General features: G+C 36.1%; 12 protein-coding genes. 10 read left to right on the top strand and 2 right to left on the bottom strand.

The window, feature by feature from the left end:
• Positions 1–172: 172 nt before the first annotated feature.
• A complete protein-coding gene (locus tag AC4PG8_RS03005) occupies positions 173–787 on the bottom strand; it encodes a YktB family protein (RefSeq protein WP_185504778.1) in 615 nt (204 codons plus the stop codon).
• A 131-nt stretch (positions 788–918) separates the two neighbouring features.
• Between AC4PG8_RS03005 and AC4PG8_RS03000 the strand changes: the two genes are divergently transcribed.
• The 3 genes from AC4PG8_RS03000 to AC4PG8_RS02990 all read left to right on the top strand — a co-directional run bounded on the left by AC4PG8_RS03000 (position 919) and on the right by AC4PG8_RS02990 (position 4773).
• A complete protein-coding gene (locus AC4PG8_RS03000; RefSeq protein ID WP_003766365.1) occupies positions 919–1692 on the top strand; it encodes an inositol monophosphatase family protein in 774 nt (257 codons plus the stop codon).
• Between the two features lie 191 nt (positions 1693–1883).
• Positions 1884–3722 carry a translational GTPase TypA gene (gene typA / locus AC4PG8_RS02995; protein WP_003771308.1) on the top strand — a complete coding sequence of 613 codons (1839 nt, stop codon included), beginning with the start codon at positions 1884–1886 and terminating at the stop codon, positions 3720–3722.
• Positions 3723–3903: 181 nt separating this feature from the next.
• Positions 3904–4773, top strand: coding sequence for a DUF5068 domain-containing protein (locus tag AC4PG8_RS02990; RefSeq protein WP_492170007.1), 870 nt, complete (start codon positions 3904–3906; stop codon positions 4771–4773).
• A gap of 32 nt (positions 4774–4805) precedes the next feature.
• Here the strand turns inward: AC4PG8_RS02990 and AC4PG8_RS02985 are convergent, their stop codons facing one another.
• On the bottom strand, positions 4806–5036 hold the full coding sequence (locus tag AC4PG8_RS02985) for a YlaI family protein (RefSeq protein ID WP_003766370.1): 231 nt from the start codon (positions 5034–5036) through the stop codon (positions 4806–4808).
• A gap of 205 nt (positions 5037–5241) precedes the next feature.
• Between AC4PG8_RS02985 and AC4PG8_RS02980 the strand changes: the two genes are divergently transcribed.
• The 7 genes from AC4PG8_RS02980 (at position 5242) to AC4PG8_RS02950 (ending at position 16276) form a co-directional block, all read left to right on the top strand.
• Positions 5242–5523: an Fpa/YlaN family protein gene (locus AC4PG8_RS02980; protein WP_003761623.1), complete on the top strand. Its 282-nt coding sequence runs from the start codon at positions 5242–5244 to the stop codon at positions 5521–5523.
• A 172-nt stretch (positions 5524–5695) separates the two neighbouring features.
• Entirely contained in the window at positions 5696–6898 is a 1203-nt protein-coding gene (locus AC4PG8_RS02975) for an FtsW/RodA/SpoVE family cell cycle protein (RefSeq protein ID WP_077957580.1), read from the top strand.
• 274 nt (positions 6899–7172) lie between these two features.
• Positions 7173–10613 (top strand): pyruvate carboxylase, encoded by a 3441-nt coding sequence (locus AC4PG8_RS02970; RefSeq protein WP_003761630.1) that lies wholly within the window; start codon positions 7173–7175, stop codon positions 10611–10613.
• A 151-nt stretch (positions 10614–10764) separates the two neighbouring features.
• Positions 10765–11658 carry an ABC transporter substrate-binding protein gene (locus AC4PG8_RS02965; RefSeq protein WP_045554633.1) on the top strand — a complete coding sequence of 298 codons (894 nt, stop codon included), beginning with the start codon at positions 10765–10767 and terminating at the stop codon, positions 11656–11658.
• Between the two features lie 281 nt (positions 11659–11939).
• Positions 11940–12743, top strand: a complete 804-nt coding sequence (locus AC4PG8_RS02960) for an ABC transporter permease (RefSeq protein WP_112119753.1) — start codon at positions 11940–11942, stop codon at positions 12741–12743.
• Between the two features lie 12 nt (positions 12744–12755).
• The gene (gene tagH / locus AC4PG8_RS02955) at positions 12756–13763 is read left to right on the top strand and encodes a teichoic acids export ABC transporter ATP-binding subunit TagH (RefSeq protein ID WP_003761633.1); all 1008 of its coding nucleotides are present in this window, start codon (positions 12756–12758) and stop codon (positions 13761–13763) included.
• 188 nt (positions 13764–13951) lie between these two features.
• Positions 13952–16276: a GW domain-containing glycosaminoglycan-binding protein gene (locus tag AC4PG8_RS02950; RefSeq protein ID WP_160463975.1), complete on the top strand. Its 2325-nt coding sequence runs from the start codon at positions 13952–13954 to the stop codon at positions 16274–16276.
• Positions 16277–16290: the final 14 nt, after the last annotated feature.

Raw genomic sequence — 16290 nt, 5'->3', positions numbered from 1 at the left:
ATTTCACGCGGTTAGAGTATCGTTCCCGTGAAAAATCACCTGTATGAATACTTCGATGTGGACCAGGGTCACTTGCTGTTTGCTGCTCCTTTTTCACGTTCCTCAACTCCTTCAAACCATAGTAATTCACAACTCTACCATTATACCTAGATTATAGTCATTTGTACATCTTTTATTGAAGAGCAGCCTTATAAAGCGGAATAAGCTCATCAAGTACCATTTCAGCCTCTTTGATGAAGTCTTTTCCAGGTGACAAATGGTTATCATCAGGCAGATAAATTTTGCCTACCAAAAATTCACCTTTTTTTACATCACGGAACCGTTTAAGCGTTGCGTCAAGTTGACCGCCGTGCACCGGGTATGTTTTCTCTTCCGTATGGTCTGGCGAAATCGCAAATGTATCAGGTAATTCAGCAAGTAGTTTCTTTTCTTTCAAAAAGCGATTGGCGATTTTTGCACTTTCTTCATTTTCATAAATAAAAGCGAGCCAGATGAATAAATAATTATCAAAAAGTCCTACTTGAAAATGAGGATGCTTTTTATAACCGCGTTTATCGTGGCAAATCGCAAGCCATGTGCTTTCAGGTGGGTTAACCGAACGTCTTTGGTGACGAGCAATATGTAAAAACATTTCATCGCCAAGTTTGGCACTTAAATAAGTAGTTAATTCTTCCCCAACTGCTTTAAATTTCGGCTGAATATCATTTTGAATTCCAGCCATACGTGCGTCCAGACCAGGAATTTGCATTGTTTTAAAATCTTTCTTACTAAATCCTTTAAAAGTCATCTGTTTTCCTCCTAATTTTGCATATAGTTTCATTATACGGAAGTTAAGTTCTAAGTGAAAGAATCTTGTTCTATTCAGATAATTCATTTTTGTGATAAAATAAACAAAACGAGTCTAAAAGAGGTGTTAGCATGGACAGCGAAAAAATAGATTATTTAGCAAGGTTATGGATTATGGAAGCAGCAGCAAAAATCAAACAATCTTTTAAAGAAACATTAGACATTGATATAAAGTCTGGCCGAAATGATTTAGTGACAAACATGGATAAAGAAACAGAAGCTTTTTTTGTCAAACAAATCAAAGAACATTTTCCAAACCATCGCTTATTTGGCGAAGAAGGTATGTCAGATGATGTGACCGATTTAAATGGAATTGTTTGGATTCTTGATCCAATCGACGGCACACTTAATTTTGTTGAGCAACAACGAGATTTTGCCATTTCACTTGCAATTTATCAAGATGGAGTAGGGCACTTGGCTTATATTTATGACGTAGCTCGGGATGAACTATACTTCGCGGAAAAAGGAAAAGGCGCAACAGTAAATGGCAAACAAATTCCTAAAATCGATAAAGACATGGATTTGCAAGATGCACTACTAATTGCCAATCTAAGTGTGACTAGAAAATTTCCAACTATGTGGGAAGCCGTAAAAGCCTCAAGAGGACTACGACTTCACGGAGCAGCTTCACTTGAATATATGGACGTTGCAACCGGGCGAGCAGGGGCATATCTTTCGGCTAATTTAGCTCCGTGGGATATTGCTGCTGGAAAAATTATCGTGGAAGAATTAGGGGGAATTGTCACCCGAATTGACGGCTCAAAAATCAATATGCTGGAAAAAGGAAGTTCCATCGTTGCAGCACCAAAAATTCATCAAACCCTATTAGACAACTACCTGCCTTAAAGAAAGCGCTCAACATAAAAAAACTCATTTTCAGAAAATAAAAATAGTGCTAAATCCGCTCAGCTATGCTATAATAGGTAAGTTGATTTAAACGAGACGATAGCGACGGAGGAAAATAAATCTATTTTCCTCTTTCTTTTGGCTAATCTTCACGATAAATGTTTGGATTTTTAATTTAGGAGGAAACAAGATTGAATTTAAGAAATGATATTCGTAATGTAGCAATTATTGCCCACGTTGACCATGGTAAAACTACACTAGTAGACCAATTACTACGCCAATCAGGTACTTTCCGCGACAATGAAACAGTTGCAGAACGTGCAATGGACAACAATGATTTAGAAAGAGAACGCGGTATTACAATTTTAGCGAAAAATACAGCAATTAAGTATGAAGATACACGCGTAAACATCATGGATACACCTGGACACGCCGATTTCGGTGGAGAAGTAGAACGTATCATGAAAATGGTTGATGGTGTTCTTTTAGTAGTGGACGCGTATGAAGGTACTATGCCTCAAACACGTTTTGTACTAAAAAAAGCACTAGAACAAAACCTAACTCCAATCGTAGTAGTAAATAAAATTGACCGTGACTTTGCTCGCCCAGAAGAAGTTGTTGATGAAGTACTAGAATTATTCATCGAACTAGGTGCGAACGACGACCAATTAGAATTCCCAGTTGTTTATGCTTCTGCAATTAACGGAACTTCAAGCTTTGAATCCGACCCAGCAGAACAAAAAGAAACAATGAAACCACTTTTAGACACTATTATTGAACATATTCCAGCTCCAGTTGATAACAGCGACGAGCCATTACAATTCCAAGTTTCTTTACTTGATTATAATGACTATGTTGGTCGTATTGGTATTGGCCGCGTTTTCCGTGGAACAATGCACGTAGGACAAACAGTTGCCTTAATTAAACTAGACGGCACAGTAAAACAATTCCGTGTAACGAAAATGTTCGGTTTCTTCGGACTAAAACGTGACGAAATTAAAGAAGCAAAAGCGGGTGACTTAGTAGCACTTGCAGGAATGGAAGACATCTTCGTTGGTGAAACAGTAACACCATTTGACCACCAAGAAGCACTTCCACTTTTACGTATTGATGAGCCAACCTTGCAAATGACTTTTGTAACAAATAACAGTCCTTTTGCTGGCCGTGAAGGTAAACACGTAACAAGCCGTAAAATTGAAGAACGCTTACTTGCAGAACTTCAAACGGATGTATCTTTACGCGTTGAACCAACAGCTTCTCCAGACGCATGGGTAGTATCTGGTCGTGGTGAGCTTCACTTGTCTATCTTAATTGAAACGATGCGTCGTGAAGGTTATGAGTTACAAGTTTCTAAACCAGAAGTAATCATCCGTGAAATTGATGGCGTGAAATGTGAACCGGTAGAAGACGTTCAAATTGATACTCCAGAAGAATTCATGGGTTCAGTTATTGAATCTATCAGCCAACGTAAAGGCGAAATGAAAAACATGATTAACGACGGCAACGGCCAAGTTCGTTTACAATTCATGGTTCCAGCTCGTGGATTAATCGGTTATACAACTGATTTCCTTTCAATGACACGTGGTTATGGTATTATCAACCATACATTCGATAGCTACCAACCAATCCAAAAAGGTCGCGTTGGTGGACGTAGCCGTGGTGTTCTTGTATCCATGGAAACAGGTAAATCTACTACTTACGGAACAATGCAAGTAGAAGATCGTGGTACTATTTTTGTAGAACCAGGAACTGATATTTACGAAGGTATGATCGTTGGAGAAAACAACCGTGAAGGCGATATCGCTGTAAACATTGTAAAAGCAAAACAAATGACTAACATTCGTTCTGCTAACAAAGACCAAACCAACGTTATCAAAAAACCTCGTCACTTATCATTAGAAGAATCATTAGAATTCCTAAACGAAGATGAATACTGTGAAGTTACACCAGAATCCATCCGTTTACGTAAAAAAATTCTAAACAAAAACGAACGTGAAAAAGCAGCAAAACGTTCAAAAACTGCTGAATAATTAATTTAAAAATAAGCCAAATAGTTTTTTTAGAGATATTTGTATCTTTTAAAAATTTATTTGGCTTTTTTTATGCATTAATAGGAGGAAAACAGGGAATAAAATAATGTCTTTGTAACACTATTGTAATATGAATAGCTATTTGGTATATTATAAGTAAGTAGAAAAGGTGGTTAGTATTATGAAAAAACGGATAATTATTCTTGCAGTATTAGTGGTACTTCTTATCGGTGGGGTTGTAATTGGAGTTTATGCAAATGGAAACACCGCAAAAGATAATGAAGATAAAAAAACAACAGCAAAAAAAGCCACATCTACACCAAAAGATACAAACAAAACAGTTGATACTGAGAAAAAAGATACAGTAAAAGACTCTGTAACAGATGACAAAGGTGTAGTAACTAAAGGTAGCTCGGATATTGAAAAAAATGCACCTGCAAAAAGCGGCGGTAATTCAACAGAGTCAAATACAAACACTCCCTCAACACCAGCATTTTCTCTATCTACCAGTGGATTTAAAACATCTAATGTAGCTTCTGTACTTGGTGGAACAGTGACAACAACTTATTTGTCAAGCAGTCCGTCATTCCAAAAAATCTTTCAAAATTTAACCATTGATGTTAACCAGTACAAAGTAGAACATGTTGTTGGAGCAAACAAATCAGTAAGTGCGAGCAATCCAGAAAGTTATTTAGCAAATAAAGATGGTTATGTTATTACATTAGATATTTCTATCAAAAACACATCTTCAAAAGATAAAATGTATAAAGCCGATCAAATTACCCTTGTAGGAGCGAATGAATTTGTAGGAGGTAGTTTAGATAACTTTGTACCTTCTAATTTCCATCTTATCGGAAGTAAATCTGATCCCAATAACTTCGCAGCCGGTAAAACAGCGCGTGGTCTATTAACTTTCACCATGACTGAAGCTGTGTATAATGACCTAGCAGCTGACTCGAAACTCGGTGTACCAAACCCCGATAAATTTGATTCAACTGTTTCAGAAGCAAAAGCTGGCGACGACGTTGTTGTTTCCTTTCCAGTAAAATAGAAAAAAACCGCCCAGTTAATTGGGCGGTTTTTTTATTTCTCCGTACTTTCTATTAAATTCTTTAACTCACTATTCGACATTACAACTGGTTTATGGAAATTAAAATGACCAGAATTAACGCGACTGATGGTATTAATAGCTACACGATGTTCACATTCAGGACATAAATACATTCTAATTGGTTTATTACGTAATTGCTTTGTTTTAAATTCACGATTGTCTAGTTCGTCTACACGCTCGCATAAGATACATTTTGCATTCAATTTATCTTCACCTCACACAAGTATTATAGCACGATTATCGAAAAAGGCGAGTAAAAGCGGATTTTTCAAAAAATTTTAGCCTATTCATGCTTGCGTGGCTTTTAATTTGTGATATACTAGACTTATCTAGTATTAAATTTTACTTAAGGGTTCTCTTAAGATGAAAATAAAGCGCTTATTATAGCGGATGATAGGGGGTTCTGTGATGGCAAATAAAAAGATAGATCACAGAGAAGAGGCAATTGAGCTTTTAAAACAAGACGCAAAACGAATCTTACAGTTGATTAAAGTTCAAATGGATAATTTAACATTACCGCAATGTCCAGCATATGAAGAAGTTCTTGATACACAGATGTATGGCTTATCCCGTGAAATTAATTTTGCAACCCGCCTAGGACTAATTGAACCGGAAGAAGGAAAAAAATTAATTTCCACACTGGAGAAAGAATTATCCGCGCTACATGAACTTTCCATGAGCAAAAAATAATGATTAAATTGAAAAGATGTCTGATTCTTTCTGACATCTTTTTTTGTTTGGCAGGAAAAATGAGCCAAAAGAAGGAGGCAATTCTTCTTTTCATTTGAAGGCCTTTTCCTTTATAATAGAAAGAATAGAATACAAGATGGGATAGTAACTTCTCAGGGATTGGAAGATGCCAATGTTAAAACGAATTTTAAAATCATATGATTATGCATTTATTGCTGTTTTTATAGTGCTTTGTTTATTTGGAATTATAATGATTTATAGCGCAAGCTGGTCTTTAGCTATTGGTAAAGATTTACCTGCTGACTACTTTTATGCACGCCAAGTAAAAAACTTCATAATTAGCTTTATTTTCTTTGCTCTTTTTGCGCTTATCCCTTTTAAGTTTTATCAAAACAATAAAGTTCTTATGTTAATTGTATTTGGGTCAATTGGCGTTTTGTTACTGATTTTCTTAGTTGGGAAGACGGTGAATAATGCGAATAGTTGGCTAGTAGTTGGACCGCGTTCACTTCAACCCGGGGAATTTGCAAAATTAGCTGTCATTATTTATATGTCTGCAATTTATGCGAAAAAGCAAAGTTACATTGATGACTTTAACCGCGGTGTTTTGCCACCAATATTCTTCCTTGCTTTTGTTTGTTTCTTGATTGCGATTCAACCGGATACAGGTACTGCGTTTATTATTTTCCTTGTTGGTTGTTGTATTATTATTGCTTCTGGGATGAGACTTCGAACAATTATGAAACTAATTGGAATTGGAGTCGGGGTCATTGTCGCCCTTACACTAATTTTGTTCGCTTTACCAGATAAAGTCAGAACGGAAATCGTATCACCAACAAAAGTAGCGCGGATTACGACTTTTATGAATCCGTTTGAATACGCAGATAAAGAAGGACATCAACTAATTAATTCCTTTTATGCAATAGGATCAGGTGGTGTTTCTGGGCAAGGTCTCGGTGAAAGTGTTCAGAAGCTAGGCTATTTACCTGAAGCGCATACCGATTTTATTATCGCTGTAGTTGCAGAAGAATTAGGCGTGTTTGGCGTAATGTTCATTATTTTAGCGCTGTTTTTCATTATTTTTAAAACGATTTCTACCGGACTCAGGGCGAAAGATCCTTTTGCTTCATTAATGTGCTACGGGATTGCAAGTTTGATTGCTATTCAAGCATTTATTAATTTAGGCGGTGCAAGTGGACTTATCCCGCTAACTGGGGTAACACTTCCATTTATCAGTTACGGTGGTTCTTCATTAATGGTTCTTTCCATGATGCTTGGAATTGTAGCAAATATTTCGATGTTTAATAAATATCACCGTTTGTATAGTGCAGATGGTTCTAAAAAAGAAGTTCCCAAAAAGCAAAAAAGACGATAGATTTCAAAAGAAAAAGTCATTTAATTGGCTTTTTCTTTTTTCGTTTTACCGCATGTTATTGGCGGTTTATAGCCAGTTTATTCGTGTTTTCGATATTGTTTTAAATATTTAGAAAGAAAATAATTTACATCTGATGGCATTTAATACTATAATTGAAGTTATATACCGTTTTACAGCCTAAAAAAGGGAGAGCTTAAAAGTATACATAATCATTTCGTCCATTTAGGCATCGTATCAAGTATAGAACAGATCAGTGTTGGTTAGGAGGAAAAAAATGAATCGAATTAAAAAAGTATTAGTAGCAAACCGTGGAGAAATTGCTATCCGCGTTATGCGTGCATGTACTGAACTCAAAATCAAAACAGTGGCTATTTATTCACAAGAAGATACTGGTAGTTTTCACCGGTATAAATCAGATGAAGCCTATCTGGTTGGAGCAGGGAAAAAGCCCATTGATGCGTATCTAGATATCGAAAACATCATTGAAATTGCTAAAGAATCTGGTGCAGACGCGATTCATCCGGGATATGGTTTCTTGTCCGAAAACATTGAATTTGCTCGTCGTTGTGAGCAAGAAGGCATTATTTTCGTTGGTCCTAAATCAAAACACCTAGATATGTTTGGCGACAAAATTAAAGCAAAAGAACAAGCTCTATTAGCTGATATTCCAGTAATTCCAGGCAGTGATGGTCCGGTAGCTGGTATTAAAGAAGTAGAAGAATTCGGTGAAAAGAACGGCTATCCTTTAATGATTAAAGCTTCCCTTGGAGGCGGCGGTCGTGGTATGCGTGTCGTAGAATCAAAAGAACATGTGAAAGAAAGTTTTGAACGTGCGTCTTCTGAAGCAAAAGCCGCTTTCGGAAACGATGAAGTATACGTAGAAAAATGTGTTATGAATCCAAAACATATTGAAGTACAAATTCTTGGTGACACTCACGGTAATATCGTTCATTTATTTGAGCGTGATTGTTCTATTCAACGCCGTCACCAAAAAGTAGTGGAAGTTGCTCCGTGTAATGCGATTACTTCTGAACTTCGTAACCGTATTTGTGATGCAGCAGTTAAATTAATGAAAAACGTTGATTATATCAATGCGGGAACAGTAGAATTTTTAGTTGAAGGCGATAATTTTTACTTTATTGAAGTAAATCCTCGTGTGCAAGTAGAGCATACAATTACTGAAATGATTACAGGGATTGATATTGTTCAATCTCAACTATTCATTGCAGATGGTTATGCGCTTCACGATCAGCTAGTGGCTATTCCTAAACAAGAAGACATCCATATTCACGGCTCTGCAATTCAAAGCCGTATTACTACTGAAGATCCACTTAATAACTTTATGCCAGATACTGGTCGAGTAGACACATACCGTTCTACAGGTGGATTTGGTGTTCGTTTAGATGCTGGTAATGGTTTCCAAGGAACAGTAGTAACACCGTTTTATGATTCTTTACTTGTAAAATTATGTACTTGGGGCATGACATTTGAGCAAGCAACGCGCAAAATGCGTCGGAACTTAATTGAATTCCGTATCCGCGGCGTGAAAACAAACATTCCTTTCTTATTAAATGTTGTTCGCCATCCGGATTTTGCAAGTGGTAATTATAATACAAGCTTTATCGATACTACGCCTGAACTATTTAAATTCCCACATATTCGCGACCGTGGTACGAAAACGTTGCGCTATATTGGTAATGTAACAGTAAATGGCTTCCCAGGAATTAAGCACCGTGACAAACCTGTATATGCAGAGCCACGTTTGCCTAAAATTCCTTATGGTTCGCAAATCGCACCGGGAACTAAACAAATTTTGGATGCAAAAGGACCAGAAGGCGTTGTAGACTGGGTGAAAAAACAAGAAGAAGTGCTTTTAACAGACACTACACTTCGGGATGCGCACCAATCTTTACTTGCGACACGAGTTCGCTCGAAAGACATTTTCCAAATAGCAGATGCGATGGCTCATTTATTACCAAATATGTTCTCATTTGAAATGTGGGGCGGGGCAACTTTTGATGTAGCTTATCGCTTCCTAAATGAAGATCCTTGGGTGCGCCTGGAAACACTTAGAAAACAAATTCCAAATGTAATGTTCCAAATGCTACTTCGCGGAGCCAATGCTGTTGGATACAAAAACTATCCAGACAATGTTATTCGCGAATTCGTTAAGCAATCAGCGCAATCCGGTGTCGATGTATTCCGGGTGTTTGATAGCTTAAACTGGATCAAAGGCATGGAAGTGTCAATTGATGCTGTTCGTGAAGCAGGGAAGGTCGTAGAGGCTACTATCTGCTATACAGGAGACATTGATGATGACACAAGAACGAAATACACGATTGACTACTATAAAGATATGGCGAAAGAGCTCGTTGCTCAAGGTACGCATATTTTAGGAATTAAAGATATGGCTGGGCTTTTAAAACCACAAGCGGCTTACCGTTTAATTGGTGAATTAAAAGATACAGTAGATGTTCCAATCCACCTTCATACGCATGACACAAGCGGTAACGGTATTTATACGTATGCAGCGGCAGTCAGTGCAGGCGTTGACATTGTTGACGTAGCATCAAGTGCGATGAGTGGAGCGACAAGCCAACCAAGTATGACTGGTCTTTATTACGGATTAGTTAATGGTAATCGTCAAACCAACCTAGACGCACAAAACTCCCAAATTATTAATCATTACTGGGAAGATGTTCGTCATTATTATAAAGACTTTGACAACGCACTTAACTCGCCTCAAACAGAAGTATATATCCATGAAATGCCAGGTGGTCAATATACCAACCTTCAACAACAAGCAATTGCTGTTGGGCTTGGCGATCGTTGGGATGAAGTAAAAGAAATGTACACTGTTGTAAACCAAATGTTTGGAGACATCGTTAAAGTTACACCATCTTCTAAAGTTGTTGGGGACTTGGCACTATTTATGGTTCAAAACGAACTTACAGAAGAAGATGTCTACGAAAAAGGCGATACTATCGACTTCCCAGATTCCGTTATCGAATTCTTTATGGGCGAAATTGGCCAACCATATGGCGGTTTCCCAGAAAAACTTCAAAAATTAGTACTCAAAGGACGCACGCCACTTGCAGATCGTCCAGGAGCTCTTATGGAGCCAGTTAACTTTGCAGATGTCAAAGCTGAACTAAAAGAGAAAATGGGCTATGAACCATCTGAAAAAGATGTCATTTCCTATATCTTATATCCAAAAGTATTCCTAGATTATCAAGAGATGATTAGTAAATATGGTGATGTAACAGTCCTTGATACACCAACATTTTACAAAGGTATGCGCTTAGGTGAAACGATTGAAGTAGAACTTGAAAAAGGAAAAATCCTCCTAATCAAGCTTAATTCTATCGGTGAACCAATTGCGGATGGAACACGTGTCATTTATTTCGAACTAAATGGTCAACCACGTGAAATCAACATCCAAGATATGAATGTTCAATCAACAGTTATTGCCCGCCGTAAAATTGATACAACAAACCCAGAACATGTTGGAGCTACAATGACAGGTTCCGTTATTCAAGTTGTTGTGAAAAAAGGCGACTCTGTGAAAAAAGGTGATCCATTATTAATCACAGAAGCAATGAAAATGGAAACAACCATTCAAGCGCCATTCGATGGAGAAGTTAGTAGCATTTATGTTTCTGACGGCGACACTATCGAATCTGGTGATCTATTAATTGAAGTAAACAGAAAATAAAAAAACATAAACGATTAACGGGTGGGAATATAACGCTAATTTAAAGTAGCAAACTTTAAATATCGATATTTTAAACGTAGTAAACAGACGTTTTTTCGAATCAATAGCGCTATATTCGCACCCGTTTTTTCTAAAAAAGGAGAACTTACATATGAAATGGTTTAAAGGAATTGCCGTAGTATTATTACTTGTGATTTTAACTGCATGCGGGAATACTGAAACAAAAGCGCCAACAGAAAAAACAAAGAAAATTGAAGTGAAAGATGCAACAGAGCAAAAAATCACTTTAAAAGAAGCACCAACAAAAATTGTTTCATTAATACCGAGTAACACTGAAATTTTATTTGCGCTTGATTTGGGAGATAAAGTAAAAGGTGTTTCGGCATACGATGATTATCCTAAAGAAGCTCAAAAAATCGAAAAAGTTACTTCAACTACTGTAGACACTGAAAAAATTATCGCACTTAAACCAGATTTAGTACTTGGTCATGAGTCTATGCTTGCCACTGAAAAAGACGCTTATCAATTACTCAAAGATGCAGGAATTAATGTCTTTGTCGTGCCAGATGCAACTAATTTAAAAGAAGTCGAAAATTCCATTGAAACAATTGGTAAATTAACTGGAAAAGAGCAAAAAGCAAAAGACGTAACTGCCTCGATGGAGAAACAAAAAGCCGCAGTTGAAAAGAAAGCCAAAGAGCTGAAAACATCTCCAAAAGTGTGGATTGAAATTAGCCCAGACTTATATACAGCAGGTAAAGGAACGTTTATGAATGAAATGCTTGAACTTGCTGGTGGTACAAATATCGTTACCGAAACTGGTTTTATTCCATATAATGAAGAAAAAGTTGTAGAATTAAAACCGGATATTATTTTATCCGTTTATCCAGATGCAAAAGCAACTATTTTAAAACGTGCTGCATGGAAAGACCTTCCAGCTGTTAAAAATGAACAGATTTTTGAAATGGATGCGAATAAATTAAGTCGTCCAGGTCCAAGATTATTAGAAGGTGCAGCAGATATTCAAGCAGTTTTTGAAAACTAATTCTTTGATAATGACAGAAGAAGCTTTACAAAAAACGACTTTTAAGGTAATTTAACATAGGGTGGATTTTTTGCTAAAGCTTATTAGTAAAGTGATTCACCTAATAAAGAAAGCAATTTACACTTAGAAGATCATGCATAAACAGCAAGAATACGGCAACTTAGACGACAAATAATACAAACAAGGTGTACTTGGTTTTAAGTGGAGGAGTTGCCTATAAGTAAATAGTGAGCTGAATCTGGTTTTTAAAACCATATTATTTTTCGGGAAGAAGTGTTTTTGTGAAACAAGTTATGGAAGTTATTAAAGAACAAATTAAAAATTTACCAATGATATTTCGCATTGCGCGCTATGAAGATAAGGCTACATATCAAAGTCATTATCTAGGGCTAGCTTGGCAGATTTTAAACCCATTAATCCAAATAGCTATTTATTATTTCGTGTTTGGATTCGGTATGAATGCAAAATCTGGTTCCGATGCAAGTTATATTGAATGGATGCTGGCTGGGATTATTCCTTGGTTCTTTATTAGTGCGGTTATTTTACAAGGTGCGAATAGTATTTATAATAAAATAGGTATGGTTTCAAAAATGAATTTCCCAATGAGTATTTTACCGAATATAACGATTGTTTCTAATTTAACTAGCTACTTTACGATGATGGTAATTTTGCTTGGATTACTTGCCTTAAATGGAACTCCTGTTACGATTTATTGGGGCCAATATTTGTATTATTTTGTAGCAATGATTGCTTTTTTATTTAGTGTTACATTATTTAATGCAACTATTAGTGTTTTAGTTAGAGATTATTATATTATGTTGCAATCCGTTATGCGTGTACTTTTCTATGTAACGGGGATTGTTTGGAATTTAGAAACTATGTTGCCACAATGGTTAGTTCATTTATTAAAATTAAATCCAATATACTATGTGGTCAATGGTTTTAGAGAAACTTTCTTAATGAATAGAGGTTTTTGGGAATCTCCGTCTTACACGATGTATTTCTGGTTGATTACAATAACACTATTATTTGTTGGAGCGACACTGCACATGAAATTCCGCGAACGCTTCGTGGATTATTTATAGGAGGTTAGACAGATGGGTAAAAATATTAAAATAGCATTTAAACATGTGTCGAAAGAATATGACCTCTATCAAAATAAATCAGATAAGATTAAAGGCTTGTTCATGCCGAAAAGTCAAAAAATGCAATCCTTTTGGGCTTTACGAGACGTTTCTTTTGATATTCATGATGGTGAAACAGTTGGTTTAATCGGGATTAATGGTTCCGGTAAGTCGACTATTTCTAGTATTATGTCAGGTGTTATCCCGCCAACACAAGGAGAAGTTGTTATTAATGGAGAAACTTCTTTAATTGCCATTGCGGTGGGGCTAAAAGGTCCGTTGACAGGTTATGAGAATATCCGCTTAAAATTACTTATGCATGGTATGAAAAGTTCCCAAATTAACAAACTAATGCCTAGTATTATTGAATTTGCTGATATTGGCGATTTCATTAACCAACCAATTAAAAACTATTCGAGTGGTATGCGTTCACGTCTAGGTTTTGCAATTTCTGTGCATACTAACCCTGATATTTTGGTTATTGATGAAGCTTTATCTGTAGGAGATCAAACTTTTTATGAAAAATGTGTTAATAAAATAAATGAATTCAAAGCACGTGGAAAAACTATCGTCTTTGTCAGTCATTCACTTGGACAAGTTAAAAGTTTGTGTGACAGAATCATCTGGATGCATCACGGCGAAATTCGTGAAATGGGCGAGGCGAAAGAAGTTGCTCAAAAATATGATGAATTTGTAAAATGGTTTAATAAACAACCAAACGATTACAAGAAAAAATATCAAAAAGAACATAAAGAACATCAAAAAGCTCCACAGAAAAAGGTTTATCCTAATCCAAATGCTAATAAGTATCGATTAACTCTGTTTGATAAATTTCTTTTAACGGCTTTAATTGCACTAACCATTTTATTTGGAACTTTAGTAGCAACAGGCAAATCTTTCAAGGGATTAATTAGCGAAAACTCAACTAACCAAGTCGAACAAGTTGCTTATGTAGATAACAAAGAAATAACGATACGCTAAAATTAAAAAACGTCTCTCCAGTGGAGGGATGTTTTTTTATGAAAAAGTAAGCTGAATTTGTCTAAAATTTTAACAAAAATATATTTAAAATCACATTATTTTATTTTGTAATGTATCTGTAACTTACGATGGCTTAAAGTTTGGTAAAATATAGGACAGTAAACAAATTAAGGAGTGGTTGGAGAATAATGATAAATAAAAAGTGGATGAAAATTGTAATGATTCCAATGCTAGTTGTCCCAATGTACGGTTTGACAACTGTCAGTGGACAATTACAGAATTCATTAACTGGAGAAAATTCCTTTGTTAAAGACGCCCAAGCTGCAACGACAGCATCACAACAAGCGTTTATAGACAAAATAGCACCTGCTGCCCAGGCATCTCAAGAAAAATATCATCTGTTGTCTAGTATAACTTTAGCTCAAGCAATTTTAGAATCCGGTTGGGGGAAAAGTGGACTTGCTACACAAGGATATAATTTATTTGGTATTAAAGGAAAGTACAATGGACAATCAGTTATCATGTCAACCTCTGAATATGTGAATGGTGAGTGGATTAAGATTGATGCTGAGTTCCGTAAATATCCTAGTTGGAACGAATCTGTAACTGATCATACACTTTTATTAGTGAATGGAACTTCTTGGAATAAAAACTTATACAAAAAAGTAGTTGATGCAACAGACTATAAAGTAGCTGCTAATGAGCTACAAAAAGCTGGATATGCAACATCTCCAACTTATGCTGCTAGTTTAATCCGAGTAATTGAAACTTATGATTTAGCAAAATATGATGTTTTATACGACAAAATTCTTACTCAAAAATCCACTTCTGGTAAAGCGACTGTAACAAGTCCAACAGGAAATGGTGTTTGGACTCTACCTTATAAAGTTAAAGGTGTACAATCTGTTAGTCCAGCTAGCACATACGCTAACAAAGATATTGATTTAGTATCTGTTGCTACAACAAAAAGAGGAACGTACTATCAATTTAAATATAACGGCAAAGTAATTGGTTGGGTAGATGGAAAAGCCCTAACCATATATGATAGCGTCAATTATGATAAAGTAAACGTTGGACGCGCTAAGATTACGAGCGCACCTGGTAATGGTATTTGGTCTAAACCATATAATGTATATGGACGAGAATTTGTAACCAATGCAACTACTTATGCCCAACAAGAAATAAAACTCTTACGTGAAGCGCAAACCGCAAAAGGAACTTATTACCAGTTTAGTATTAACAATAAAACAATTGGTTGGATTGATAAACGTGCTTTGACTATCTATCCATATGATTCTGTTATTTCTAGCAAAGCTGTTAACCTTGATGGACAAATTACTAACCCAACAGGAAATGGTATTTGGACTAAAGCATATAAATTAGAAGGCACAACCTCTGTAGCGCAGGCTACTCAATATGCGAATAAAGATGTTAAAATTAGTGAAGTTGTTGAAACTCAACATGGTACTTATTACAATATTAGTATCGGCGGAAGAGCAATCGGTTGGTTAGATAAAAATGCGATTACTCTTTATGACCAAGCTGAGTACAATAAAGCTGTTACATTAGACGGAACTATTAAAAACGTAAAAGGTAATGCTATTTGGACAGAACCTTACCGGACTGCTGGTACAAAATTAGTCGCTCAAGCTGAAAAATATGCCAACAAAGATGTTCAAATTGTCCGTGAGGCGAAAACACCAAAAGGAACTTACTACCAATTTAAATCAGGTGGGAATGTAATTGGTTGGTTAGATGTAAAAGCTTTTGATATGTACGATGAAATAACTTCTAACAAAGCTGTAAATCTAGAAGCAGTTATTGAAAATGTCGAGGGAAATGCTGTTTGGACTGCACCTTATAAGAGTGTAGGCGTAAAACTGGTTGGTCCAGCTAGCAATTATAAAGACAAAACTGTCAAAATCACTCGCGAAGCTCAAACAAGTAGAGGAACATATTATGAGTTTAGCTCTAATGGTAAAACTGTAGGCTGGTTAGATAAGAAAGCATTCAAAACCTATAGTACTATAGAATATGATGAATCTTATGTACGTGATGCAGTTGTAACAAATGTTAGTGGTCATACTGTTTGGACATTGCCATATCAAGTTTATGGTGTGAAATCAGTTGGGTCAGCATCAAACTATAACAATAAACAAGCTAAAATTACAAGACGTGCTAAAACAGATCGGGGCATTTATTACCAATTCAGCATTGATGGTAAAAATGTAGGTTGGTTAGATGAAAGAGCTTTTGATGTTTATGATATGGTAGAATACAACAATGTAATTAGTAAAACTGCATTATTGAGCAACCCAACAGGAAACGGTATATGGTCAGCACCTTATAGAGTTATCGGTGTTAAAAATGTAGGACAAGCTACTTCATATGCTAATAAAACCGTGCAATTAGTTCGAGAAGCGAAGACAACACGTGCTACTTACTATCAAATGAGCGTAGATGGTAAACTAATTGGTTGGATTGACCAAAGAGCATTTACGAATATTAGATAATTGAACGTTAAATA

The sequence above is a fragment of the Listeria sp. MAN/IMW/UF555 genome (genome assembly GCF_058684075.1).
The sequence above is the reverse complement of the archived record's forward strand: the minus strand, read 5'-3'. Positions and strand labels throughout refer to the sequence as shown.